Annotated in this window: 25 protein-coding genes; 12 read left to right on the forward strand and 13 right to left on the reverse strand. The window is 37.5% G+C overall.

Features of this window, described 5'->3' with window-relative positions; all coding sequences use genetic code 11:
• The first annotated feature begins 63 nt into the window (after positions 1 to 63).
• Positions 64 to 735, forward strand: a complete 672-nt coding sequence (locus ANA7108_RS0100180; RefSeq protein ID WP_016948726.1) for a restriction endonuclease PLD domain-containing protein — start codon at positions 64 to 66, stop codon at positions 733 to 735.
• A gap of 514 nt (positions 736 to 1249) precedes the next feature.
• On the opposite strand, the gene ANA7108_RS0100185 is transcribed toward ANA7108_RS0100180, so the two are convergent.
• The 4 genes from ANA7108_RS0100185 to ANA7108_RS29990 all read right to left on the reverse strand — a co-directional run bounded on the left by ANA7108_RS0100185 (position 1250) and on the right by ANA7108_RS29990 (position 4657).
• Positions 1250 to 2374, reverse strand: a complete 1125-nt coding sequence (locus ANA7108_RS0100185; RefSeq protein ID WP_016948727.1) for a site-2 protease family protein — start codon at positions 2372 to 2374, stop codon at positions 1250 to 1252.
• A 225-nt stretch (positions 2375 to 2599) separates the two neighbouring features.
• On the reverse strand, positions 2600 to 2989 hold the full coding sequence (locus ANA7108_RS0100190; protein ID WP_016948728.1) for a hypothetical protein: 390 nt from the start codon (positions 2987 to 2989) through the stop codon (positions 2600 to 2602).
• Between the two features lie 190 nt (positions 2990 to 3179).
• Positions 3180 to 3605, reverse strand: coding sequence for a hypothetical protein (locus ANA7108_RS0100195; RefSeq protein ID WP_016948729.1), 426 nt, complete (start codon positions 3603 to 3605; stop codon positions 3180 to 3182).
• A 413-nt stretch (positions 3606 to 4018) separates the two neighbouring features.
• Positions 4019 to 4657, reverse strand: coding sequence for a hypothetical protein (locus tag ANA7108_RS29990; RefSeq protein WP_016948730.1), 639 nt, complete (start codon positions 4655 to 4657; stop codon positions 4019 to 4021).
• 200 nt (positions 4658 to 4857) lie between these two features.
• On the opposite strand from ANA7108_RS29990, the gene ANA7108_RS0100205 reads away from it, so the two are divergent.
• The 4 genes from ANA7108_RS0100205 to ANA7108_RS0100220 all read left to right on the forward strand — a co-directional run bounded on the left by ANA7108_RS0100205 (position 4858) and on the right by ANA7108_RS0100220 (position 8248).
• Entirely contained in the window at positions 4858 to 5082 is a 225-nt protein-coding gene (locus tag ANA7108_RS0100205; RefSeq protein WP_016948731.1) for a hypothetical protein, read from the forward strand.
• Complete coding sequence (locus ANA7108_RS0100210) at positions 5082 to 5495, forward strand: type II toxin-antitoxin system VapC family toxin (protein WP_016948732.1); 414 nt, start codon at positions 5082 to 5084, stop codon at positions 5493 to 5495. The genes ANA7108_RS0100205 and ANA7108_RS0100210 overlap by 1 nt, the downstream gene beginning before the upstream one ends.
• Positions 5496 to 5615: 120 nt before the next feature.
• Positions 5616 to 7202: an ATP-binding protein gene (locus ANA7108_RS0100215; protein WP_016948733.1), complete on the forward strand. Its 1587-nt coding sequence runs from the start codon at positions 5616 to 5618 to the stop codon at positions 7200 to 7202.
• A 194-nt stretch (positions 7203 to 7396) separates the two neighbouring features.
• Positions 7397 to 8248 (forward strand): M90 family metallopeptidase, encoded by an 852-nt coding sequence (locus ANA7108_RS0100220; RefSeq protein ID WP_016948734.1) that lies wholly within the window; start codon positions 7397 to 7399, stop codon positions 8246 to 8248.
• A 151-nt stretch (positions 8249 to 8399) separates the two neighbouring features.
• On the opposite strand, the gene ANA7108_RS0100225 is transcribed toward ANA7108_RS0100220, so the two are convergent.
• Positions 8400 to 8957 carry a TetR/AcrR family transcriptional regulator gene (locus tag ANA7108_RS0100225; protein ID WP_016948735.1) on the reverse strand — a complete coding sequence of 186 codons (558 nt, stop codon included), beginning with the start codon at positions 8955 to 8957 and terminating at the stop codon, positions 8400 to 8402.
• Between the two features lie 104 nt (positions 8958 to 9061).
• Here ANA7108_RS0100225 and ANA7108_RS0100230 point away from each other — a divergent pair, with 104 nt between their 5' ends.
• From ANA7108_RS0100230 to ANA7108_RS0100245, 4 genes are all read left to right on the forward strand, one after another.
• Positions 9062 to 9664 carry a glutathione S-transferase family protein gene (locus ANA7108_RS0100230; RefSeq protein WP_016948736.1) on the forward strand — a complete coding sequence of 201 codons (603 nt, stop codon included), beginning with the start codon at positions 9062 to 9064 and terminating at the stop codon, positions 9662 to 9664.
• Positions 9665 to 9667: 3 nt separating this feature from the next.
• Positions 9668 to 10003, forward strand: a complete 336-nt coding sequence (locus ANA7108_RS0100235) for an alcohol dehydrogenase catalytic domain-containing protein (protein WP_016948737.1) — start codon at positions 9668 to 9670, stop codon at positions 10001 to 10003.
• Positions 10004 to 10256: 253 nt separating this feature from the next.
• The gene (locus ANA7108_RS0100240) at positions 10257 to 11219 is read left to right on the forward strand and encodes a pyridoxamine 5'-phosphate oxidase family protein (protein ID WP_016948738.1); all 963 of its coding nucleotides are present in this window, start codon (positions 10257 to 10259) and stop codon (positions 11217 to 11219) included.
• Between the two features lie 64 nt (positions 11220 to 11283).
• Complete coding sequence (locus tag ANA7108_RS0100245) at positions 11284 to 11700, forward strand: nuclear transport factor 2 family protein (protein WP_016948739.1); 417 nt, start codon at positions 11284 to 11286, stop codon at positions 11698 to 11700.
• 152 nt (positions 11701 to 11852) lie between these two features.
• On the opposite strand, the gene ANA7108_RS0100250 is transcribed toward ANA7108_RS0100245, so the two are convergent.
• The 4 genes from ANA7108_RS0100250 to ANA7108_RS0100270 form a co-directional block, all read right to left on the reverse strand.
• On the reverse strand, positions 11853 to 12635 hold the full coding sequence (locus tag ANA7108_RS0100250) for a peroxiredoxin-like family protein (RefSeq protein WP_016948740.1): 783 nt from the start codon (positions 12633 to 12635) through the stop codon (positions 11853 to 11855).
• Positions 12636 to 12780: 145 nt separating this feature from the next.
• On the reverse strand, positions 12781 to 14586 hold the full coding sequence (locus tag ANA7108_RS0100255; RefSeq protein ID WP_016948741.1) for a bifunctional 3'-5' exonuclease/DNA polymerase: 1806 nt from the start codon (positions 14584 to 14586) through the stop codon (positions 12781 to 12783).
• A 101-nt stretch (positions 14587 to 14687) separates the two neighbouring features.
• Complete coding sequence (locus ANA7108_RS0100260; protein WP_016948742.1) at positions 14688 to 15590, reverse strand: hypothetical protein; 903 nt, start codon at positions 15588 to 15590, stop codon at positions 14688 to 14690.
• Between the two features lie 425 nt (positions 15591 to 16015).
• Positions 16016 to 16711 (reverse strand): hypothetical protein, encoded by a 696-nt coding sequence (locus tag ANA7108_RS0100270; RefSeq protein WP_016948744.1) that lies wholly within the window; start codon positions 16709 to 16711, stop codon positions 16016 to 16018.
• Positions 16712 to 17242: 531 nt separating this feature from the next.
• On the opposite strand from ANA7108_RS0100270, the gene ANA7108_RS0100275 reads away from it, so the two are divergent.
• The 3 genes from ANA7108_RS0100275 (at position 17243) to ANA7108_RS0100285 (ending at position 20714) form a co-directional block, all read left to right on the forward strand.
• On the forward strand, positions 17243 to 17548 hold the full coding sequence (locus ANA7108_RS0100275) for a hypothetical protein (RefSeq protein ID WP_016948745.1): 306 nt from the start codon (positions 17243 to 17245) through the stop codon (positions 17546 to 17548).
• A 376-nt stretch (positions 17549 to 17924) separates the two neighbouring features.
• Positions 17925 to 19844 carry a M23 family peptidase gene (locus ANA7108_RS26500; protein ID WP_237741465.1) on the forward strand — a complete coding sequence of 640 codons (1920 nt, stop codon included), beginning with the start codon at positions 17925 to 17927 and terminating at the stop codon, positions 19842 to 19844.
• 141 nt (positions 19845 to 19985) lie between these two features.
• On the forward strand, positions 19986 to 20714 hold the full coding sequence (locus tag ANA7108_RS0100285) for a hypothetical protein (RefSeq protein WP_016948747.1): 729 nt from the start codon (positions 19986 to 19988) through the stop codon (positions 20712 to 20714).
• A gap of 307 nt (positions 20715 to 21021) precedes the next feature.
• Here the strand turns inward: ANA7108_RS0100285 and ANA7108_RS30410 are convergent, their stop codons facing one another.
• The 4 genes from ANA7108_RS30410 to ANA7108_RS0100305 all read right to left on the reverse strand — a co-directional run bounded on the left by ANA7108_RS30410 (position 21022) and on the right by ANA7108_RS0100305 (position 23278).
• On the reverse strand, positions 21022 to 21234 hold the full coding sequence (locus tag ANA7108_RS30410; protein ID WP_192815403.1) for a hypothetical protein: 213 nt from the start codon (positions 21232 to 21234) through the stop codon (positions 21022 to 21024).
• Complete coding sequence (locus tag ANA7108_RS28370) at positions 21146 to 21424, reverse strand: PIN domain-containing protein (RefSeq protein ID WP_016948749.1); 279 nt, start codon at positions 21422 to 21424, stop codon at positions 21146 to 21148. Before ANA7108_RS28370 ends, ANA7108_RS30410 begins: the two co-directional genes overlap by 89 nt.
• Before the next feature lie 8 nt (positions 21425 to 21432).
• Entirely contained in the window at positions 21433 to 21780 is a 348-nt protein-coding gene (locus ANA7108_RS0100300; protein WP_016948750.1) for a UPF0175 family protein, read from the reverse strand.
• A 412-nt stretch (positions 21781 to 22192) separates the two neighbouring features.
• The gene (locus ANA7108_RS0100305; protein WP_016948751.1) at positions 22193 to 23278 is read right to left on the reverse strand and encodes a DUF5895 domain-containing protein; all 1086 of its coding nucleotides are present in this window, start codon (positions 23276 to 23278) and stop codon (positions 22193 to 22195) included.
• Between the last annotated feature and the right edge of the window lie 148 nt (positions 23279 to 23426).

Genomic DNA, 23426 nt, shown 5'->3' on the forward strand with positions numbered 1-23426 from the left:
TGCAAGATGTGAGTATAACAACATTGTTCAATTTCATTTACAGGATGTTTGAAAATTATTAATATGAAAAATTTATTTGATAATGAAAACGAATCTTTTTTAAAAAAACTAAATGAATTGATCAAAAATTCTATACAAGTTGATATTTGTGTTGGTTATTTTAAATTTAGTGGGTGGTGTTTAATTGTAGAATCTTTACAAGATATTTTATATATAAATAATGGTACTATTAGATTGTTAGTAGGAACAGGAGAAAATAATGATATTAATAAAACATTATTTTTTGATGATTTTTTCCACAAAGATATTAATCTAAAAAAAGAAACTCAAAATTTAAATAAATTAGTTCAGTTTCTACAATTTGGTGAACAGACAAAGAAGTTAACTGTTAAACTTATACCAAATACTCATTCTAAAATATATATTTTCACACATGAAAATCTTGAGAACGAAAATAGTATTTTTATAGGGAGTAGCAACCTTACAAGAAATGGGTTAACAAACACTATAAGAGAACTAAATTGTTATTTCACAGATAAACATATTTGCGACGAAGCAAAAAATTGGTTTGAACAAAAATGGAATCTTGATTTAAGCAAAGATATTACTTCAGAGTTATGGAATTCTGTATATGAAAAAAATCTTTTGAAATGTGATGAATATGATGAATATTATGATGTTATAGAAGATGAATTAGAAAAATACTACTATGAACATTATTATGATATGAACTAAAACTATAAGATATCGGCTGCTATGTTGTTTTTAGACAAAAATTAACAGCCGCAATATGGAATATATCAGCTTCTCGATAAGATAAATTAGAACAAGTCAGTTTTCTAGTCAAAGAATTGCCACGTTTGGTGGTGTTGGTTGTGAACCTCTACCTGTACCTGTGAAGAAAAAGTGATTTTTCAACCTAAATTCATGTCTGGAGTTCCGTCCATGACGTAAATTAACCATACATTCAAATGTCTTGTTTATCCCGATGTATCTAGTTTTGAGTAAGTTTTTTAGAGCGGATATATAGCTGTCTTCTTAATTCAATAATTACAGCTTTGTAGCCGCATATTTTTTGAACAAGCTAATCAGCATTTAATTTACATAAAACTTGGCTAAAAACCCATACTAATAGGGAATTGGCCGGGAAACATAGATAACGATTAGCTTACTTAGCTACAAACATAAAAACTCAAAACTGCTTTCTTTTCAAGGCAATTTTGAGTTTTTATTTGGAGAATTGAAGAGGTTATGCAAATTTTGTTTGTACTTTCTTCTGAAGTAAGTTGATAATTGCAGCTTTTTCTAAAATGCCAACCAGAAAACCATTATCACGAATTACAGTCAGTGCTGATAATTTTTGTGTTTCGAGTAACCGTACTACTTCCAGCAATGGTTGATCCGATTGTATGGTGCTAGACTGCTCAATTGGTTTCATTACTTGGAAGACTTGAGTTTCTGACCATAATGTATTTGGGATGGTTCGCAAGTCATCAACTGATATTGCTCCCAGCAATTGTCCTTCCTCATCTGTCACCAAGAAACGACGGTATTCCTGAGCATTTAAGAGATGTTGATCAGCAAACTCTCTTAAACTCAAATTCGCTTTGACAATGGGACTATCGTTGTTTACAGCGTCCGCTGCTGTTAACCCTGTGAGTTTTTCTTGCACTCTAGCAAATTGGGCAGCATTACCAGCATTTTGCAGCAAGAAGAAGCCAATTAACAAGTTCCAGAAGTTAACAAAGCTGCCAAACAATAGTAAAGGAATTAAACCAGAAGCGATCGCTAACCAACCAAAGATTTGTCCAATTCGGCTGGCAACAACCACTCCTTTATAGGATTTACCAGTAATTTTCCAAACTATTGCTTTAAGTATATTCCCTCCGTCTAAGGGCAAGCCAGGAATGAGGTTAAACAGAGCTAATGTCAAATTAACAGAAGCTAGTAGACCCAGGATAGCTGCCAATGGTCCAGATGCAGCAGTTGCAAAACCAACTGTTGTTGCTGTAGCGAATAGCAAGAAACTAACTAATGGTCCGGCAATAGCTACCCAAAAAGCTTCCCCCGGAGTTTGTGATTCTTTTTCTAAGCTGGCCAGTCCACCAAATATAAACAGTGTAATTGATTTAACATCAATTCCTTGGCGAATAGCGACAAAGCTGTGTCCTAATTCATGGGCGACAACTGAGCCAAATAACAACAGTGTCGTCATCAATCCTAGTACCAAAGGCAATCCCCCACCTAATTGGGGAAATTGTGCCGCTAGTCCACTGCTATAGCTCCAAGTTACCAAACCTAGAACTAAAAACCAGGACGGATGTATATAAAAAGGTATTCCAAAAAGGTTGCCAACCCGAATTGTGCTATTCATGGCGTTTACCTGTGACATGGGCATTGAGAAGTTTGTTTTTTCTCTCAATGCCCTTATCGTAACGAAATATTAAGTAAATTTAATTTTTGTAACGGTAGTGGTGTCCGTCCGTTCAGGTGTGGTTATGCGAATTTAGCCTCGAAAATACAGTTTTTACGGGTGAGGGTGGGTGGGCAAAAAGTTACCCCACTAAAATGTGGGGCTGCTGTTTTCACCAGTAGATACTTAAGATGCTTCAGCAAATCTAGCTGCACGTTGTTGTTTGTGAGCCTTGCGTCGTTCGCGTACTGCGTCCAAATCTTTTAATCCATAGAAACGTTTAGCGTAAGCTAACAGTTCATTGATGGGAGTATCAGCATAATCCTGGCGAAACTCTGTGTTGTGTTGATTCCAATCGAATTCTTCTTGATTAAACCGGGCTTTAGCAGCAAGTTCTCGTCCACTTTCCTCTCGTAAAACTTCGAGTACCATTAATCGTACTTTATCTTGATATCCCATTACTTTTTCCAAAGCTTTGGTTTCTTGTTGATTACGTTTCCGTTTAATTGGATTTTGCTGACCTTGATATTCCATCGCTTTTTCTAAAACTTTAGTTTGTTGATGATTACGTTTCATAGTATTGTCCTTTGATTAACGAATTACTTACTTGGATCTCGCATAGATAGCATCGACAGATGCCTTCTGAATTAAAATTCACTTTTTGATTGCTAAAATTCAGTTGCAATTATTGTCTTCAATTCTGTTGGTTGTATTAGCTACGCTCTCCAATGAAATGCCCCGAATTATTGGAATCGGGGCATAATAATTAATCTTCAACCTCTAAATCTTCGTCATCTTCATCCTGTTCAAAATCGTCATCTATCCAGTCATCTGAGTTATTACTTAAACCATTAAGTCCCTCCATGCGTTTAGAACGAGCAGCTTTATGAGCAGCACGTCTATCTCGAATTTCATCCAGATTATTCAAGCCGTAAAGTTTGCGGGCATAATTCACCAATTCTTTCAATGGTGTGTTTAGATAATCGTTACGAAACTGTGTGTTATGTTTTTCCCAATCAAACTCTTGTTCATTAAATCGGGCGGTAGCTGCTAATTCTCTCCCCGATTCTTCCCGTAATACCTCAATTACCATCAAGTGGACTTTTTCCTGATAAGTAATTACTCGCTCTAAAGCTGGAATGTGTTTTTTAGTTTTAGAGGCTGTTTTAGTGGCTTTGCGAGTCTTAAGCATGAGAATTACTCCTTAATATTTTCTGTTTTTCTCATAGAAACCGCATCGAAAGATGCAATTCGCTGAAATTTCCATTCGTTGATTCTTTCCAAAGTTTTACTAGATTTAGTTTTTTATAGGCATTCCTGTTAGCATAACTTGGCGGATGATTCTTACTTGGTCATACAAGCTATGGCTCATGGGATAAATTTTTGTGTTTTTAAACTGAAATTAGATGATTTTAATTTCTAATTTATTCCACATTTAGACAATGACAATTTATAAATTTAAAAAAATGTTTGAGATATTTAAAAACCTGATAATTCTGATTTTTCTGCATTATTTTGTTCAAAATCAATAAAAAAATAACCTGTATTGTTGGTAGCAATACATGGTTATTTGTAGTTATAATTCTGTCACTTGTTGAGAATCAATTATTCGTCATCGTCATCATCCTCATCATCTTCATCTAAATCGTCATCTTCATCCAAGTCCTCATCGAGTTCATCGTCATCATCCTCATCTTCGTCCAAGTCCTCGTCAAATTCATTATCTAAATCATCCAGTTCTTCCACTTCTTGTTCTTGGAATGAGTTGCGACGTTCTAGTGATGCCCGGTTGAATTCGACTAAATCAGCTATTGCTTGCTCCGGGTCTTTGCTGATTGTGTCGTACAGCATACTCATGAAAATAGCAACTACTTCTGGTGGATATTTGAGGGCATCTGGTTGTCCAAACAATTTAGGAAATAATTTGCTGTTCCATTTCTGCCAATCGAACTTTTTATTACCGCCTTTCTTTTTGACTTGAGCAGCAATATCAAGTCCGAGTTTTTCACGGGCTGCATGACCGATTTTGGTAGAAATTCTGGAGTCTCGTAACTGTAATTTAATCCCGTACTCTTTGAAGATTAAATTCCGCAATTCCTTCAATAAGGCTAATGCTTCCTGTTGTGGTGAAGCCTTTACTGCCTTAGATTTAGTTGCGGTAGCTGTGTTATTTGTTTTCGCTGATACTTTACCATTAGCTGTATGGCGAGTATTGCCGTTAGTACGAGTTTTGGCGATTGCCATTTAACAAACTCCTTTAAAAAAGTGAAATTTTCACCTCCTTGCCGCAATCGCGGCTTTCATCTCCATTTATTTCCAATTTCATGATGGAAATTTCAAATCTATCTTTGCTGTGACAACCATTTAAACTACTCGAATGCCAGCAAAGTGCTATCATTTAGGTAATGATCTGGTAGTAGACCAGCACTAGCAAAGGAGGCAGTATGGCAACAATTACGATTCGCAATATATCTGATGAGTTGCTTGAGCGCATTAAACGCTTGGCGGCACAAAAGGGGGTTTCGATGGAGCAAGAAGTCCGCGATTTGTTGCAAAAACGTTATGGGCAAAGGGATGAAGTGCTTGCTCGTATTCGTCAACGAGCGGAGGTATTACCGATGGAAGCAGAAATTCGGGTGCAGTCTTGGAAATCAGAAGGACGACCTTGATGGTAATTGATACGATGGTTTTCGCCTATGCCCTCTTGCACGTAGAGAATAAGTATGAACAGGCGCTCGCTGCTTTAGAAAGTGTAGATCAGATTGTGGTGCCTGATTCGTTGTTTGCCGAGTTGGGCAATGTAATTTGGCAATGGATACAATTTCGACAATTACCATTGCAAATGGGATTAGATACAATGCAAGATGCTGAAGCATTGGTTGATGTCATGATTTCCAGTTCTCAAATTCGAGATGTTGCTCTAAAACTAGCAGTCCAGGAAAATCATTCATTCTACGATACTTTATTCGTGGCAGCAGCAATTCAATCTGATACTCAGGTGTTGACTTATGATAGCGAAGCGCTCCGTAGGAATCGCAAACTGGCGGCTAAGTTTGGTGATAGGGTTCTATTACTGGAATAGATATCGCTGTTATTCAGGTAATAAACATAGCCCACTGGTCACTAATAATTGTCCATAAGGCTAAGGCATCAGTAATCAATTTGCTCTACAAGGGGAAAGGAAGTCGTTAAAATCAAACTCATGAAGTTGACAGACTGGCCTGCTTTAGCTAACCAAAATACGGCAATTGTGGCTGTGGAATATCATACGCCTGACAGAATGCAGATTTTAGAGCAGTATTACCATTGGGGTGAGGAGCAATCTTTGTCAGTCTTTCTCTGGAATCCCGGTTACTGCGAACTACAACAATTAATTCAGCATCAAGGTCAGTACATCTTACAGTCAACTGATAGGGGTAACAATAAGGATATTCTTCAGTATCTTTTGTCAGACTATCAACCAGGTATTTATTTGTTGGAGGGAGTGTTACAGGAAGATAATGGTAGCCAAATTAGTCAAAAACTTAGCTATCAATTACTGAATGCTTATCATCAAGCCTTGTGGAGTCAGCAAGATAATTATTGGGTATTACTAGAAACTTACGTTCAACTACCTCTAGAATTACAGCCTTTTATTCCTGTACTGTCTAATCCATTGCCAAACCAACAGCAGGTAGAACTGATTGTACAGCAGTTTTTTGATTGTTGTTCGCACTCGACTTTAGCCAATGGCTATCCTTACTCAAAAACAAATTCAACCAACCAAGCACTGCAATTGCTAATTCGTGCCTGTCAGGGGTTGCCTGTAGGCGAGATAAATTTGCTACTGAAACAATGTTTAGGTTTTGCAGATCAACTTGAGGATATCGCCCAATTAGTTCTTAATCATAAAGTTAACAAATTAAAGGGACGGGGTTTAGAGTACATTGCTCAACCGGATATCCCTTCATCTGCGGGGTTAGATTTATTGGCAACAAGGTTGGAGACTATTACCTGTTTGCTGCAACCAGAAGCACAAACATATAATTTGCAGTTTCCCACAGGAATGTTGTTATGGGGACCACCAGGAACAGGTAAAAGTTTATCTGCCAAGTTAGCAGCCAAGAAAATGGGCTTGCCACTGTTAGCCGCTAATTGGGGTGTACTATTGGGTAGTCCTCATCCTGACCGAGCTTTAAAGGAATTTATTGCTTTGGTAACATCCCTTGCTCCCTGTGTTCTCTACTGGGATGATTTTGATAAGGGTTTTGCTGGCTGGGACTCGAATGCAGATGGAGGTGTTGCCCGGCGGTTGTCTGCGGGATTGTTAACTTGGATGCAGGAACACCAAGAACCTGTTTATACGATTGCCACTATCAACCGTCTAGAAATGCTACCTGCGGAATTAGTCCGTCGTTTTGATGATGTGTTTTTTGTAGATTTACCCCATGAGGGGGCAAGATACGAAGTTTTCAATTTACATTTAGCTAAGTATTTTTCACTTTTTCTAGGTAATGATTCACCTTGGAGTGATGAGCAATGGCGGAGGCTGTTGGCTGAGTATAGAATTTGCACTCCAGCCGAAATTGGTAATGCTGTCCGTCGTTGTGCTGAGAATGCTTTTGCTCAAGGTAGACCGGGGCAAATTGAGTTTGAGGATTTGCTACAACAGCGATCGCAATTTACTCCGGCAATGGAACGAGAATCAGAACAGATGCAAGCGATTCGCAATCAGGCTATTTATGCTCAACCTGTGTCGAGTCAGGATGTTTCACGCTTTGCTTATCAGCATCGGGAGTTATTTGAATAAGCTGGTTTTATCCTCAACAATTTAGCTAATATAGAATTGGTATTTGATTTGTGAAATTATCTGTGTAGAGAGTGAACAGGGAACTTTTAACAGGGAACAGAGGAAGTGTACAGAGTGTTTTCAATAATCAAATATAATTCCTATATATGATTTTAAAATTTCATAATTTATGGCAGTAATGCGACCAAAAATCAATGATTGAAACAATAATTCTCTTTTTAATCATTGGGCTAATTATTACGGGAATTTTAGTTAATCCCATTCTCATTAAAAGGAAAAGAAATGGTCTCAAACATCGTCCTTTTCCTCCTCTTTGGAATGCCATTATTGAAAATAATTTTCCCATATATCTCTATCTATCATCAGATGAAAGAAGGCGACTTCAAGGACATATTCAAGTATTTTTAACAGAGAAGCAATTTATTGGCTGTAGAGGATTACAGGTAACAGAAGAAAAGAAAATAATCATTGCCGCTGTTGCCTGTTTACTTTTACTCAATGAACGAGGAGAATACTTTCCAAAATTGCGTTCAGTTCTGGTTTATCCCAGCGCCTATATTGTTAAAGAAACGGCTGCTATTAGCAATTATGTTGTTGAGGAAAGGCGTGTCGCCAGATTAGGGGAATCATGGACAAAAGACCAGTTAATATTGTCTTGGGAACAGATAAAGCATGATACTCTTAATTGGCAAGATGGACATAATGTTGTCCTGCATGAATTTGCCCATCAATTAGATCAAGAGGATGGTAAAGCTGAAGGTGTACCGATTTTACAACGCAACTCAGACTATCCGATTTGGGCTAAAGTGATGAGCGAAGCATATCAACAACTTTGTAACGATGTTCTCCAAGGAGTCAATAATGTTATAGATAGTTATGGGGCAACGAATCCCGCAGAATTTTTTGCTGTAGCGACTGAGACTTTCTTTGAAAAACCACACCAATTGTTATCTCATGATCCGGCAGTTTATCAGCAGCTACAACTTTACTATCAATTAGATCCGGTGCAGTGGAATTATCATTCTTCTGTCAATTTTGGCAAATAAGAAAGCGATACAAGAATTGAGGATTGAGCAAAAGAAGCGGTAGCAAGCACTGGTTTTTTAATACCTCTGTTGTCACCCCATCAGATAAAATCGCTCTCCAAATTCGCCTAACTACCCCCTTTTTGATGCCTTCACAAGAACAATAATTCTGTCAGCTTTGAATATCCCGACAGAGTTGTTGCGGTAATTGTTTAATTATTCGCTGAAATGGAGCAAAATCTCGCAATCCGTGGGAAAGAATCAATGCGCCCTGAATGGCAATCATGGCATCTTCTCCGCGTTCCTTGGCTAAGGTTTCATCTAATCCTGCGGTGATGAGAACTTTAGCGATCGCCTCAATCCACCGAGAAAATGTCAAACTAATCTGTGAGTGAAACAGATCATCACTCGATTGTGCCAAGACCAAAGCTGCCAACAGGCAGGAATTTTGCCCTTCATTGAAAAAGTAATTCGCTTCCTTACACATAGACTGGAATTTTGCGATGGGGATTTCCTCTCCATTGAGGATCTGCAAAATGCTCGTCTCTAGCCACTGATTAACATGAGTGAGCGCCGCTTCCGCCATCTCAGCCTTACCACCTGGAAAATGATGGTAAAGACTCGCTTTTCCCAACCCTGTCGCTTGAGAAATTTTTGAGAGGGTTACACCTTCATAACCAAACTGGCGAAATAGTTTTAGCAGCGTTGGTACATAGGTTTCTTTAGACATGGAATAGAAATTTGATTTATCTATTGACAATTGTACCGTTCGTTCGATATATTTTAGTTGTACCGAACGAACGGTATAGAGCAATAATCAAAAGAGAAACCACAATGATTCAACTGCATGGTCACGAAATCTCTGGTAACAGCTACAAAGCCCATTTAATGCTGTCACTGCTCAATCTTGAATATGAATGGATCAGAGTTGATTTAATGAAGGGTGAACACAAATCACCAGAATACTTAGCAATCAATCCATTTGGACAAGTGCCTTTGTTAGTAGATGGAGAAACACAACTTGCTGATGCACAAGCAATTCTGGTCTATCTAGCTCGACAATATGGCGGTGAACAGTGGCTACCTGTGGATGCACTACCGATGGCACAGGTAATTCGTTGGTTATCAACGGCTGCGGGTGAAGTGCGTCAAGGTCCAGAAAATGCTCGTCTCTACTATTTATTTGGGGCTGGAACTAACATAAATATTGAACGGGCAACCCAAAAAGCCGAATTTATTCTCAAGCAACTTGAGCAGCATTTAAGTACACGCAATTGGTTAGAATTTGAGCATCCTACAATCGCTGATGTTGCTATCTATCCCTATATTGCTCTAGCAAGAGATGGCAAGATTGAACTTGATACCTATCCTCATGTTTTGAATTGGATTGAACGGGTTAAACAACTTCCTGGTTATATTCCCATGTTAGGAATCTAGACAATGAAAGCCATAATCTTGAATTCATCTCAATCTATCAATTCTTCAGAATGGTTTGCTGAAACTGAAATGGCAACTTCAATACCCGAACCCAGGGACTTACTCATTCGCGTTCAAGGCATTTCCGTCAATCCAGTGGATTACAAAGTTCGCGCATCCCCTCAGATGCAACATCCCTCACAGATTTTAGGATTGGATGCAGCCGGAATTGTTGAGGCTGTTGGCAAAAAAGTCACTCTATTTAAACCCGGTGATGAGGTCTACTATGCAGGCAGCTTTACCCGTCCTGGTAATAATAGTGAATATCATGTAGTTGATGAGCGGATTGTTTGTTGGTAAAAAACCAACCAGGCTTCCAGCCGTAAAACGTGCCTATGGGAAAGCAGAGGAGATCCGATGAAAATCTTGGCAATTTCCGGCAGTCTAAGCTCTCAATCTTCTAACACAGCAATTTTGTACTAAAAATATAGGCGTTTTGAATATCACAAATCTAGCAAAGGCACATAGCTTATTAGAGTTTGGAAGAGCGATTAGCAAGGTGATCTTATCTGAATTACGGTAGAAGTTTCTTTAATTTCAGGAGCAAAACACGATGGCAAACCCAGGCTGGTCACGTACCGAATCACCCTTTCACGCAGGTGAACTGGCAATTCAGGCTCGATTTGGAGCGCAGGAGCAGATAGACAAGCAAGGACGGCGAATGATTCGAGACTATCTCCCCGATCAGCATCGGCAATTCTTTGCCCAACTGCCATTAGTGATTGTCGGAACAGTTGATACAGCCGATAATCTTTGGGCTTCGATTCTAGTGGGAAAACCGGGCTTTATTTCCACAACTGATAGTCGTACCGTGCAGATTGTGTCCAAACCGCTCTTTGGCGATCCCCTGACAACCACACTCGCTGCCGGCATTAACATTGGCTTTCTCGGCATTGAACTACACTCTCGTCGTCGGAATCGTCTAAATGGGACAGTCATACAAACCCATGTAGATGGCTTTGAGGTACAGGTGGGGCAAAGCTTTGGTAACTGTCCCCAATACATTCAGTCCCGGATGTTTGAGCTAGACGAGTATGATGCCGCAGTACCCAAACCAGTTTATCAGGTGACAACCTTGGGAGACGTGGAACAAGCCATGATTAGGGAAGCTGATACATTTTTCATTGCCACTGCCTATCAAGATGAATCGGCGGGCGTGGCTGGAGGTGTAGATGTTTCCCATCGCGGTGGCAAAGCTGGTTTCGTGCGGGTGGACGACGATTGCACCTTGACTATTCCTGATTTTTCAGGCAATTGTCATTTTAATACTTTCGGTAACTTGGAGTTAAATCCCCGTGCGGGATTACTGTTTGTAGATTTTTCTCAGGGTAATTTGCTTTACCTCACAGGCACCGCCAAAGTAATTTGGGAAGGGGCTGAAATTAGCAGATATCAAGGGGCAGAGCGATTGTTACGCTTCTATGTTGAGCAGGGATATCGGGTGGAAGGTAGTCTTCCCCTCCGTTGGTCAAATCCTGAATTCTCACCCTTTCTCGCTCATACTGGTTCTTGGTAAGAAATGATTAATCGAGTATAAGAAATAACTATTAAGCTGCACACAGATTCAGGAACATGGCTTCATGGAAACTAAACCCCCTCTGCCTCCGTTTACCTTAGAAACCGCTCAAGCCAAAGTCCAAGCGGCTGAAGATGCCTGGAATACCCGTGATCCAGAGCGGGTTGTCCTGGCATACACGGAAGATTCTCAGTGGCGGAATCGCTCCGATTTTTTTAGTGGCCGAACCGCTATTAAAGAGTTTCTTCAACGCAAATGGGCAAAAGAACTAGACTACCGCTTAAAAAAAGAACTCTGGTGCTTTATGGATAATCGGATTGCGGTGCGATTTGAATATGAATGGCACGATGATTCTGGTTCTTGGTATCGCGCCTATGGCAATGAAAACTGGGAATTTGCCGAAAACGGGCTGATGATGCGGCGTTTTGCCAGCATTAATGATATCTCTATTCAGGAGAGCGAGCGAAAATTTCGATGGTGATTAACCATCTTTGGCATTAAGCAGAAATCAGGGCAACCACTGAAATAAAACCTGAAAAAGCTTATCATATATAGCTTTCAGATTTTGAGTATCTCCCCTTTTCCCCAAACATTAAGAAGGCTACAAGCAGACATATGTACGTAGTCAATAGTTTACGCACAGTTTTCGATCAAGGATAAAAATGATAGGGGTTGGCTCATATTAGCAGCAAAGCCGAGAATTCCTGGATCTCGATGTTCGTAAAGTAACTCACCTTTGCTATCAAACAAAAAAGTACCACCACGCTGAGTTAAGTAGGCAGAATTCGGCACATAAGTCTGCCAATTTCTGAGAACTTCCACCATATTCCGTAGCCGCAGAGTAGCTAACTCAAAGGGGCGTTGAAAGCCACTTCCGCCGGCTAATTGGAAAAACGAGCCTTGGAAAGCAGGTAGAGGAGTACCTTGAATGATTTCATCATCCCCAATGAGTTGAGGGGCTTTGCGGTCTCCCTTGTATCCCCGAAAAACTTCCGCCAGCGTTCCCGGACTACCAATCCCTGCACACATCAAAATTAGATTTAGCCAAGCTTTCCCAGACTCAGCAAGCCCAGGGAGAGAAATATTCAGACCAGAATAGAGATTGAGTTGGCGATGTAGTTCTCCATTCGGTTCAACAAATAAATTTTCCGGCGGAAATCCTGTATATTCACAGAATTTTGTGCCAGAAGCGAGATTGCCTATGCCCACCGCACGAATAGCGAGTTTTTTATCTGTCAAATTTTTAGCTTCGCGCTGTAACCACCACGCATATTCAAGACTATCAAAATCTCCAAGTTGTGGCCAAACTAAGATAAGGATATGTGAGGCAGTCTCGCAGTTTTCTAGCAAGGGTCGGATTATGCCATCACTAACACGCTGATATTTGCTCTGATTAAGGATAGCGTAGGGGTTCATGGCAAGAGATTAACTGCTATTTAGCTCTCAAATTTTAGCCCAATTTAACAGAATTTACATTGATTTTATCGAATTGCCGTAATATCCCGTCCCTTTATAGAGCGGGAGCATCAAGACAATTTTTGTTTAAGTTTAAGTTCCGTAGTTACCAGGAATCACCTACTGTAACATCCACCACTACAGGCACAGGGTTAAGAAACTTAAGAGCCGCAGCAACCATACATCTGTGTAGCATTTTGCTCACTCGCTCCACCTCATTCTCTGGACATTCCAGCACAATTTCATCATGAACAACACAGATCAACTTTGCATTAGTTCTACTTAACGGCTTAACAAGCTTCACCATCGCCAACTTATTAATATCTGCATTCAACCCTTGTACAGGATGATTGAGCATTTCAGCAAACCTGGGTTTATCAGCCCATCTTCGTCTTCTCCCTGCTAAAGTCCGACTTTCTTTAATACCCCGCAGATATGCTTGCTTAATCGTTTCGTGCCACTTAGTTACACCAGAATAAGCATCAAAAAACCGCTTTCTAAAAGCCTTCGCCTGATCCAGTGTCATTGTCACACCATACTTAGTTTCAGCATAAATGCGAAGTTTGGCAGCCCCCATACCGTAAATCAGTCCAAAATTAATTGCTTTAGCCAGTCTGCGGTCTTCCTCTGTCACCTCCGTGATCACCTTACCAGTTACCAAAGCAGCAGTCAGTTTGTGCAAGTCAGCACCTTGACGATATGCTTGTTGCATCTTGGCATCACCAGAAAGACGCGCTACTATTCTTAATTCAATTTGCGAATAATCAGCTTTCAGTATTTGGTAGTTAGGTGCAGCAATAAAACAACTTCTAGCAGCATCACGGGGAATAGTTTGTAAAGGTGGTTGACGACAGGAAAATCTCCCAGACCTTGCTCCTAATTGATAATAATTAGGGTGAATTCTCCCAGTTTTTGGGTGAATATGTTTAGGTAAACTTTCAGTAAAAGTGGCAGTAATTTTAGCAAGGTGACGATAGTCTAAAAGAGCCTTAATAATAGGATATTGAGCTACTAAAGGTACTAAATCTTTTTGATTAGTTGATTGGACAGGAATACCCATAGCCTGGAAAGCAGCTAAAACTTGTTGAGAAGAATTAGGATTAACAGTATCAGTCAATTCTGGTAACAGAGATAATTGAGATTTACCCACCAAACGCAATTGTTTAAGTTGTTGAAGTGCATTGACTTTATCAGTTTCTAACTTTGCACCCAACTTATGCAATTGAGACAAATCAAACAACATTCCATTGAGTTCCATTTGAGCAACAACAGGCAGACAATGAAATTCAAGTTGGGCAATTTTTAGCAAATTAGCCTGTTTTAATTTCTTGATTAAAATTGGGTAAAAGTCGAGTAAAATAGCAGCATCTAAAGCAGCATATTGTAATTGTTCTGAAGTCAGAGATTGATGCCAATTGCTAGTTTGTAAGGTTTTATCTATTTGGATACGTAACAGTTTACGAGCGACATTTTCTAAAGATGCACTGGTTTTAATGCCAGCATTTAAAACTTGGTAAGCTAGTTGAGTATCAAAGAAACGTCCAGCAATTTGCAGTCCAGCTTGAGTGAGAAATTGCCATTCAAACTTGGCATTATGAGCAATTTTCAAAGCGGAATTACAGAGGAGTTTGTTAAGTAGTAAACGACTAATGTTAGTGCATTTATTTCCAGTTTTTTGTTCCATATTATTGCGTTTGTAAATAGTTGGTAAATCAATTATTACAACCGGATAATTAGGTACAGCTATTTGAATTAATCGAATTGTATCAGTTAAAGGATCTAGTCCTGTAGTTTCACAATCTAAAGCTAGAACTTTTGCTTTAAACAAAGGTTTGATAACACTTTTGAGAGTTGGAACATCTTTGACTACAGTGTATTTTGGGTATTCAGAGGATTTTGGGGAATAGTTCATAAAGTTTATTGATTTGGTTCTTCATGAGTATTAGTTGGCATTTATTTAATAAAAAAAGAGAGATTTATATATAAAATCTCTCTCTTATTCGCTTGATTCAATTAACCAACTTGGCACTGAGGCTTATCTTTCTGTAAAATATGATGTGGTTGGATATCTTGGTCAGAATCATGAATTGCATTAGGAGCTAATTCTTGAATAATTGGTTGAACAATTTCTGGTGCGATTTCTAAACGATTTTTGATTTGTGCTTGCAACCAACCTAAAGGAACGTTTTTACCATTGACTTTCTGTTTGATAATTAAGTCAGACTTGGGGTTTGTAGATTTTTTAATGGCACTAGCAATTTTTCTGGCTGTGCGTAAATCAATTTTGTCTATGTCAACAGTAATTGAATTGTTGACTTCGAGTTCTGCTTGTAAAGAAGTGCTATCATTTGATTGATTACTATTGTCATCTTCAAGGTTAGTACAAATAGTAGATTCATTCACTTCTTCAACTTTGGTAAAATCATCATCTGATACACTTAGTTGATTACTATTGTCATCTTCAAGGTTAGTACAAATAGTAGATTCATTCACTTCTTCAACTTTGGTAAAATCATCATCTGATACACTTAGTTGATTACTATTGTCATCTTCAAGGTTAGTACAAATAGTAGATTCATTCACTTCTTCAACTTTGGTAAAATCATCATCTGATATACTTAGTTGATTACCATTGTTATGTTCAATATTGGCAGAACTATGAACAACAGAGTTATTATTAGCAGGTGAATGATAATTTTCTTTTTCAAGATTAAGATTGCCATTTGTTGTTTCACGAAATTCAATGCTTGATTGTTCAGATGTGTTAGTGTTAGAACCAACTTCAATTTGAACAGAGACTTCATGCCATAAATGCACTAATCCCCATCCAAAATCAACAAGCATTATGATGGTAAAAGATGCTGTAATTATCAGGATCAGATAATTTAAAACTTCTTGAATTTGTTGAATATTCATGATGATTCAATTGAGATTCATTATCAAAAACAACGAAGCAATAGCTTCCTTCTAAATTTCTTTAAATTTCCAAGATTCGATAAAACTTTTCAACAATGGACAATCCAATTGATAATTGACAATTATTTCTCCCTTATTCGTAAGAAGAAAGGTGGGAAATAGAATTTTTCCTAATAAAGCAGAGGTTAACCACCTTGAATAAAAAATTGTCAATTATGAATTATCAATTGATAATATAGCAATCCTAAATGATTATAGAATGATTAGAACATGAGTACTATGAATATAAGTCAAGCTAGATAAAGGTTTTGAGTATCCTAATTCACCAAATCACTTGTACTATATGTTCACAACTCAAATCGGATTGCTATATTTGCATCCTCAGTTGAAAATCTAAAGTTGTAAACTGAGGATTTTTGGTAACTTTAAAACAAATCCATTTGTACAGATGAATTTACTGAAGTTTCCACAGGATGAGTATTTTCAAGTTCGTCTAATTTAGACTTAGCATTAACACGACGTTTACCCCATCCTTGCTGTGCTGCGTGTTTAACTATGCTGCGTCGAATTGATTGACTAATATCGTGAAAATCATTCTTTACCTGCTGAAAATGGATAATGGATTTACTGCCACTATTCCTTGTATTTCCATCAATAAATTCATAAAAACTCTGGTAATCTTTGGGTAATTTATTGTATTTAGTCAAAACTTCATTACCTACCCAAAGATAAAGGTTAGCGTAATCTCGATGTAAAGGTGCGTCGTAGGTTGCTGGCATCATGTAAGTGAGAACTTCTGTAGCTGTGGCATATTCACCAACTTGATTTTGTTCATACTCATTACAAATCAGTTCTAACCTGTCTTGAATACAAGCAAACTTCAACCATTGAGGAATTGTATCACTCCAAGCATTGCCATAAATAACCAATGGACCTGCTAGGTAGCGAATATGGTGTATAGAAAATTCGGCTATTTCTAATAAAGTTGCTAACAATTCTTTAGGAGTATCTAAACTGGCCAGAACTTGCAGCATTTTCAATGTGTTGTGTGGCAGTTTAGCATTTTTATGATTCTTTAATTCTGTCACTACTTCCGCAGGAATCAAGTTTAGTTGTTCCATTTGTCTTCTCGATATGAGCGCATCATAAAAAATAGCCAATCGGCTAATAATTTATTAGCCAATCGGTTATTGCTGTTACTCAATTAATTTTTTATGCTGGTATTAATTAGTTGACAGTTGACAATTGACAATTAATATTTTTTGGTTTTTTCGTACATATTATGCTAAATGTAAGTCATGAAAACCACGAAACTCTCTCCATACAATAAAAACACGCATTGTTTATTAACATTTTAGAGGTTTTTCGTGAATTTCGATTTTTACCTTTATTTTTCAACGAAATTTCGATGTTGAATTAATAGTTTGGCATAACAAGTACCGAAGAACCCTCTTTTTTCAAAAATTCCTATTTTTCAATCCTCTCCCCAATGAGGAAGAGGTAATTCAATACTGCTCGGTTAACGAAATAAATAAGGCTGTTCCCCTTGGAATATCGTTATTTATAATGCCCAAAAAGGCTTTAAAGAGTAGTATTAAAAGGTAATTGTTAATTGTCCATTATTGAATGGTATTGTTGTTTAGGTAATAGCAATGAATCAAAAACACGCATTAAATCAAAATTTTGAAGATGAAAATAATCAGGTAAAGTCTGTTAACGGTTATCAGTCTCCTGGTTATAGTATTGAGGAATCTGGTGATGAGGATAATAGTAATCCTTGGGAAACAGACAGATTTGAAGATGGTTATCAAGAAAATATTTTTGAAATCAACTTTGGCGATACAGCATATACAGAATCAGTTGCTAATCCCAATCCCAAATTACCAGGATATAGTTCTGGTTCGGGTTATAAATCCAAGAAAAACCAGCAGTCAACATCCCCAGAATTAGAGTTGTAAATCGTAAGAATTCAGGAGTTAGGAGTTAGGAATCAGGAGTCAGAATACTTATACAACCACCGAATCAATAGATTCGAGATTTTAGAATCCTTAATAAGGATGATACTTAAGGTCTTACCTATTTTGTATTATGACTCCTTACTAAACCCCGTCCATTTTTAAACATGGGGTTTTTAAGGAGAATATATTATTCAGTTGTGGTTTAAGTTCAAGCTATTACCCTAATTCCCAAAAACTATAGCTTTCAAGGTACACGCGGTTTATAAATCATATTTTCACTGATACGTACACCCCAATATCAAACAAATACAGCCTTGATTCAAGAAAATACTTGACTGATTGGGGTGTAGTTGTCGTCATTTAAAAACATTGAATTATGAACAATTCAAAAAGATGGATATTTTTGCTCATTGTCATGAGTTTTATTATCTACAGTGTTACTGTGCAAGCTGCCAACAGTACATTGAATAATCGTAATCTGCCAACTCGAATTGTAGAAGTTGCTAATAGTCAATCTCGATTACCTGCTAACAAACTTTTACTACCAAACTGGCAGCAAATTTCTCTTAGTCAATTACCAGGTATCAATCAATCTGGTGCAATTGATGGCAGTCCATATAATGAAATATTAGGTTATAACTTGAGTCGAACTTGGACTGTAGGAATGACTCCTGATGAATATTTAAAATTGGGAGATATTAGTGAAGCATTGCAAGCAGAACAATTTTCTTTACAAGCTATTGCAGATATTACATCTACTGATTTAACCAATGTCCCTTTGAGCGAATTTCCTCTAATTGAAGAACAAACATTGAGTCATTTAGCTAAAGTTGTTCCTCAATTAGCTCAAATACCAGTGAAAGATATTCAACCTGTTGCGGCTTTACTGAAAACTCAAGGAATTCAACCAGCAAATTTAACATTATCTCAGGTAATTAAACAGTACCAAATTGGACAAATGCAGCTGAAAGAAATTGACTTGACAAAATTTTCGCTAACTTCAATTCCCAATTTAGAAACAGTACCCATTCAAGATTTAACCAATTGGATGAATAGCTTTGTCAAAAATATTCCAGGACTGGGACAAGTACCTTTAGGATTAATGCCTAATCCTATCAATGAAATTGGTAATTTAGTAATGCGAATTGATGCGGTTTATGGAACAACAGAAAATCGCCGTCAAAACACTATTTCTGGTTCAGACGTGCAAGGTTTTTCTGTACCTTGTACTCAAAAAGACTGTGCTTACGTAGAACTGGATAATTTAGAAAATGTGGGAAAAAGCGATCGCAATCAATTAGAAGGTAAGCAATGGATATCCGGTAAATACCAGGAGGTTGAGGGAGGTTGGGGCATACTCAAAGCAGTTAACAACGGACGAGAACCAACCGGACGTTTACCCTTTGGTAAAGCGTTTAAAGTTGTGGTAATGGAAACAGATGAAACCACAGATACAGTAGATACGGCTTTATACTTTCGGTTCTGCGCTTGGAAGATGGGCTGCTCACCTTATTTTATCGGTCCGATTCCTTTTTTCAGCTATAAAGTGAATGCTTTGATGTTTGTAGGTAATTTAGACAGTGGGAATGAGCAGAGTATAAATACTACTTCTATACCAACAGGTGCAAATAGAGAGGTGAAAGGTAATCTCAATCAAAGTAATACAGTAACAAATCAAATTCATCCTTGCACATTTACCAGTAAAGGTCGCTCATTCATCAGTCAATCTTTTTACGGTGTTAATTTGCCATTACTAGGAAACGCCATTGCCGAAATTGAAAGTGCTGGTAGTGGGGATTATCAAGCTGTCGGTGTGCATACCTGCGCTGATGGGGGTTTAAACTGTGGTCGAGGACTGGGACGGTATCAGTTCATGAGTTATAACCCCTATGCAGTGCGGTTAATTGCTACCAAGTCGGGAGGGGAAAAGTTTCTTAATCAGGTAAGACAAGGTTATCAACCTACTGAAGCTGAATTATTTGAGTTTTTTCCTCCTGCTGATCAGGATAGGGCATTTATGGCTGATATCGCCAATAAAATTCAAGTAACTCAAACGGAAATTGACCCGATTACAGGACAATTATTCACTGGTGAACGGCTGATTGAACGAGTAGCTCAAAAGCATTTTGGTGGTGATAATAGCAAAGTTGATGCTAGTAGTTCTGATGTTTTTGGTCGTCTTAGTCTTAAAGATTATGGCAGAAAGGCTTTAGCTTTGTATAGCAATAATAACAGCAATAATGAAACTTTGACTTGTATTCCTAGTTTAACTTCGAGATACATTAATGATAATTAAAACACTGGTAATTAGATTAGGAAATACAACATAATTCAGGATTAACAAATCAGAAAATTAAGACGCTTAATATTTAATAGCGTAGCTTTATTGATGGCTTGAATACTTACGGTAATTTTTGCACTGAGTGAGGTTGTTTTTATGACTAATTTATTTAGCCAGTCTATATCTTCAGAAGCAAATACAAAGCAAATACCTGATAATAATTTGCATTCAGAAAAGCAATTTGAGCAAGCAATAGCAGAAAGAGAAGTTGCTTCTTTATCAGCATCTTCTACCCAGTCTATACCACTGAAAACAACAGCATATCAATTACCACAACCTTCTATGAGAATACGTTACAGAGTGCATTGGTTTCGCATTGGTTTCAGTATCTTTTTGTTGCTTTCTATGATTTTGAGTTTAGTAGGGTGTAGCTTGAATGCTGCGACTATCAATTGGAAAAAAGCTGTTGATGTTGTTTCTACTCCTGTTTTGGAACAAGTGATTAGAGATAATATCGAATTAAATACCAAAGCTGCTGCTGAAAATATACTGGTTTGGGATGTGGGAGTAAAAGATGGTAATTTCAGACTTTTTAATTTTAATACTCCAGAAGTTTGTGGTGCTTTGGGTTGTCTGTATGCTGGGTATTGGTTTAAATCAAATCAACCAATTACACAGGTATTTTTGAGTTATCTAAATCCCAATTTACCACCAGGAAAGCAATTATTCGCCGTAGGAGAAACCAGGAATCAGCCCTTACCTTGTATTAAGGTACTGCAAACAGAAAAACAGCAACTACGGCAATTAAATTACTGCTTTAATGGTAATCGTTATCAAGTTGCAGATAGTCAACTTTTAGCAACTATAAATAAATCAATAAAATAATAGTTTTTATTATTCAATAACCCATATTCAGCACTTAAGTCAGTAGTCAGTAGTATCATTCAACTACATTTTAAGAATATCTCAAATTATAAAAATCGGCTCTTCGGTAGGTGTTATGCTGAATTTTTCATTAAAATCCAGAACTTGCCTTTAAAATCAATGCTTACAGGCTTTTGTCTACTAAATTTAATAACCAAGCCGAAAATGTTAACAATAACGGCTGTTATTCTTACCCAGTAAGGATTTTTATCTCATTTGTAGACGTATTTAGCATAATAAGTAATGAAGAATCTAAAAATCTTTGGGATTAAGTGAAAGGGTTAAGAAGGGGGATAGCACAACTATCAAAATCACGAATATTGCGTGTGACTAAAGTTACTTGATAGATTTGGGCTGTAGCAGCAATCATCATATCAGCTTGGGTAACTGTTTTACCGCTTAACCTTTGTTGACCTCTGACCTCGTAATTCACCACAAAGTTTAGCAATCTCAGCCGTAATAGGTAAGATTTGGCAATCATTTTTAATAAAGTTATCAAACCAATTTTGAATTCTTATATTAGGTTTTGATTTTAAAGCATAATGTATTTCTTCCAAAGTAATTACACTAATATTTATCGAAGACAAGTTATTTACCCATGTTAAAACACCAGGATTAGGCTGAGGTCGCACTAATTTGCTAATGATATTAGTATCACACAAAAAAGTCATTGTAGGTATTAAAAAAACGAATTAGGACGGTCTTGACGAGAGGGAATTTCTAAGGAATAATCTTCTTCAATACAGATTTGTTGGAGTTGCTTAATATCATCAGCTAACATCTTTGTTTGTTGAGCTTGTCCTAGATTGTCTTGGTTATAATTTAGAGAAACCTGAGATTGGTTTAAAAACTTTTGAGTTTTTGAAAGTGAATCAAATTTTAGTAACTGTTGAATTTGTTCAGCAGTCATGATACCATTCCGATAAGCTTCTATTGCTAAAGTTTCTAGGATCTTTTGGGGTAAGTCTTGCCAGTTCTGTTGGAGTTGGTTGCCAATATCTTCGGGAATCTCGATAGTGATTTGCATAATTATATTTTTTCCCTCTCATCAGGATTAAACAGATATATCAGTTAGGACATTGTATTTGAATTCAAAGAGAACAGGGTACAGATAATAAATAGAAAAATGTCCTAACAATTTTATCTATTGCTATACTACTATAATTCCCAACGTAAATTCAAGTAAGGAAATAACACAGATTACTAAATCTAGCATTCCTAGTCTAATTAAGTACAAAATTATCTGTGTTTATCTGCGTCCATCTGTGTTTAATTATTACTGCTTGTACCTCACTTGAATAGGAATTGCTATATTTTGTCTATTTACCTAAAAATGACTGTAAATAAAAATAAGGTCTGGCTTTTATAATCAGAAATCTACCATAGTTTTTGACTACAGTAGATTTTCTATTCAAAACAGATGATTTAATAGCATTGAACTACTCGTCATCGCCTTCAAAAACGAAATCATCATCGTCCAACTCCTTTTCTAAATCATCATCTTCATCCAGGAAATCATCGTCATCTTCAATTACTTGAATTTTCCGGGGTGGTTTAGTTGCTGTTTTGGATTTACGGACAGTTTGAGTTTTACTTTTATTCTTGTTTGGTGGTAAAACTTCCACCTCTACAGAAGTTGATTCTCCTGGTAAAGCAGGTAGAGATTGTGGTTCATTAAAACCAGCGATCGCATCATGTTGTTGCCAAACTAAACTTTTAGCTGCGGGTTTACCTAAATACAGTTGGGGGAAATTATCAACTGTAGGTTTGGTGTAAGCAACTGTTTTACAACAATTATGTTTATTCTTACCTTCACCTTCTTTAACTGCTTTAAACTCAACTTCCAGCACACCTAAACTGCGCCATTTATCACTTTTACCGCTAAATGGTACTTGGAAATAATCAGCAAATGTTTTCTCTAAGGAACGATAAAACTCCTCACGCACTGATTTAAAACTCCAGAGAGCTACATTTTTAAATCGGACTACAATAGGAGTAGTATGTAATGGTTTGTTTTTGTCATTCAGAAACATAATTGCGTGTTCTGAACACACATCCATTGTTCTTTTATCCAGACTATTTCTGTAGTCATCATAAAGTCCAACAAACGAACCACCCACATCTTCCACATCTGATTTATAACGGATATATTCTGGTGCAAAAGCTAAAACCAGTAACCGACCTTCAGTAATTAATAATCCGGTAACATCTTCAGTTAAAGTGACAGTAGTTAAGTCATCTTCTGTTGGCATTTCTATCCAACCAGCTTTTTCTAATTGGTCTTCTGGAATCAAAAGTCCAGCAGGTTTATCGTTAACGACAATGCCATAGGGAAGAAGTGGTTTACGGACTTGGTTATAATTATCATTGAAGAGTTCTGGGTCTATTTCAAATTCGGTTTCTTCAAAGTCATAATCATCAGGTTCAGTTGCTTTAGCTTTGGTAGTTTTAGGTTTTGCAGCAGCAGTTTTGGGAGGAGATTGATTAGGGCGATGAGAGTTGTTTGTAAATTTTGATTTCACCATTGGACTGTATAAATATGATTGTCCAATGTCTGAGGCGTTAGCCTCTAAATTCAGTTATTGAGTTTGCTTAACGCTCGTTGTGATTTCAAGTTTGAAATTGCCGCAACGGCAAGGTGATGGTTGAAAATAGCAACGGCAAGATGATGGT

The sequence above is a fragment of the Anabaena sp. PCC 7108 genome (assembly GCF_000332135.1).
GTDB lineage: Bacteria > Cyanobacteriota > Cyanobacteriia > Cyanobacteriales > Nostocaceae > Anabaena.

Bases quoted from the DNA above. Each gene is read 5' to 3' on its own strand.
- ANA7108_RS0100180 (WP_016948726.1), top strand. From the start codon at position 64: ATGAAAAATTTATTTGATAATGAAAACGAATCTTTTTTAAAAAAACTA.
- ANA7108_RS0100185 (WP_016948727.1), bottom strand. From the start codon at position 2,374: ATGAATAGCACAATTCGGGTTGGCAACCTTTTTGGAATACCTTTTTAT.
- ANA7108_RS0100190 (WP_016948728.1), bottom strand. From the start codon at position 2,989: ATGAAACGTAATCATCAACAAACTAAAGTTTTAGAAAAAGCGATGGAA.
- ANA7108_RS0100195 (WP_016948729.1), bottom strand. From the start codon at position 3,605: ATGCTTAAGACTCGCAAAGCCACTAAAACAGCCTCTAAAACTAAAAAA.
- ANA7108_RS29990 (WP_016948730.1), bottom strand. From the start codon at position 4,657: ATGGCAATCGCCAAAACTCGTACTAACGGCAATACTCGCCATACAGCT.
- ANA7108_RS0100205 (WP_016948731.1), top strand. From the start codon at position 4,858: ATGGCAACAATTACGATTCGCAATATATCTGATGAGTTGCTTGAGCGC.
- ANA7108_RS0100210 (WP_016948732.1), top strand. From the start codon at position 5,082: ATGGTAATTGATACGATGGTTTTCGCCTATGCCCTCTTGCACGTAGAG.
- ANA7108_RS0100215 (WP_016948733.1), top strand. From the start codon at position 5,616: ATGAAGTTGACAGACTGGCCTGCTTTAGCTAACCAAAATACGGCAATT.
- ANA7108_RS0100220 (WP_016948734.1), top strand. From the start codon at position 7,397: ATGATTGAAACAATAATTCTCTTTTTAATCATTGGGCTAATTATTACG.
- ANA7108_RS0100225 (WP_016948735.1), bottom strand. From the start codon at position 8,957: ATGTCTAAAGAAACCTATGTACCAACGCTGCTAAAACTATTTCGCCAG.
- ANA7108_RS0100230 (WP_016948736.1), top strand. From the start codon at position 9,062: ATGATTCAACTGCATGGTCACGAAATCTCTGGTAACAGCTACAAAGCC.
- ANA7108_RS0100235 (WP_016948737.1), top strand. From the start codon at position 9,668: ATGAAAGCCATAATCTTGAATTCATCTCAATCTATCAATTCTTCAGAA.
- ANA7108_RS0100240 (WP_016948738.1), top strand. From the start codon at position 10,257: ATGGCAAACCCAGGCTGGTCACGTACCGAATCACCCTTTCACGCAGGT.
- ANA7108_RS0100245 (WP_016948739.1), top strand. From the start codon at position 11,284: ATGGAAACTAAACCCCCTCTGCCTCCGTTTACCTTAGAAACCGCTCAA.
- ANA7108_RS0100250 (WP_016948740.1), bottom strand. From the start codon at position 12,635: ATGAACCCCTACGCTATCCTTAATCAGAGCAAATATCAGCGTGTTAGT.
- ANA7108_RS0100255 (WP_016948741.1), bottom strand. From the start codon at position 14,586: ATGAACTATTCCCCAAAATCCTCTGAATACCCAAAATACACTGTAGTC.
- ANA7108_RS0100260 (WP_016948742.1), bottom strand. From the start codon at position 15,590: ATGAATATTCAACAAATTCAAGAAGTTTTAAATTATCTGATCCTGATA.
- ANA7108_RS0100270 (WP_016948744.1), bottom strand. From the start codon at position 16,711: ATGGAACAACTAAACTTGATTCCTGCGGAAGTAGTGACAGAATTAAAG.
- ANA7108_RS0100275 (WP_016948745.1), top strand. From the start codon at position 17,243: ATGAATCAAAAACACGCATTAAATCAAAATTTTGAAGATGAAAATAAT.
- ANA7108_RS26500 (WP_237741465.1), top strand. From the start codon at position 17,925: ATGAACAATTCAAAAAGATGGATATTTTTGCTCATTGTCATGAGTTTT.
- ANA7108_RS0100285 (WP_016948747.1), top strand. From the start codon at position 19,986: ATGACTAATTTATTTAGCCAGTCTATATCTTCAGAAGCAAATACAAAG.
- ANA7108_RS30410 (WP_192815403.1), bottom strand. From the start codon at position 21,234: ATGATTGCCAAATCTTACCTATTACGGCTGAGATTGCTAAACTTTGTG.
- ANA7108_RS28370 (WP_016948749.1), bottom strand. From the start codon at position 21,424: ATGACTTTTTTGTGTGATACTAATATCATTAGCAAATTAGTGCGACCT.
- ANA7108_RS0100300 (WP_016948750.1), bottom strand. From the start codon at position 21,780: ATGCAAATCACTATCGAGATTCCCGAAGATATTGGCAACCAACTCCAA.
- ANA7108_RS0100305 (WP_016948751.1), bottom strand. From the start codon at position 23,278: ATGGTGAAATCAAAATTTACAAACAACTCTCATCGCCCTAATCAATCT.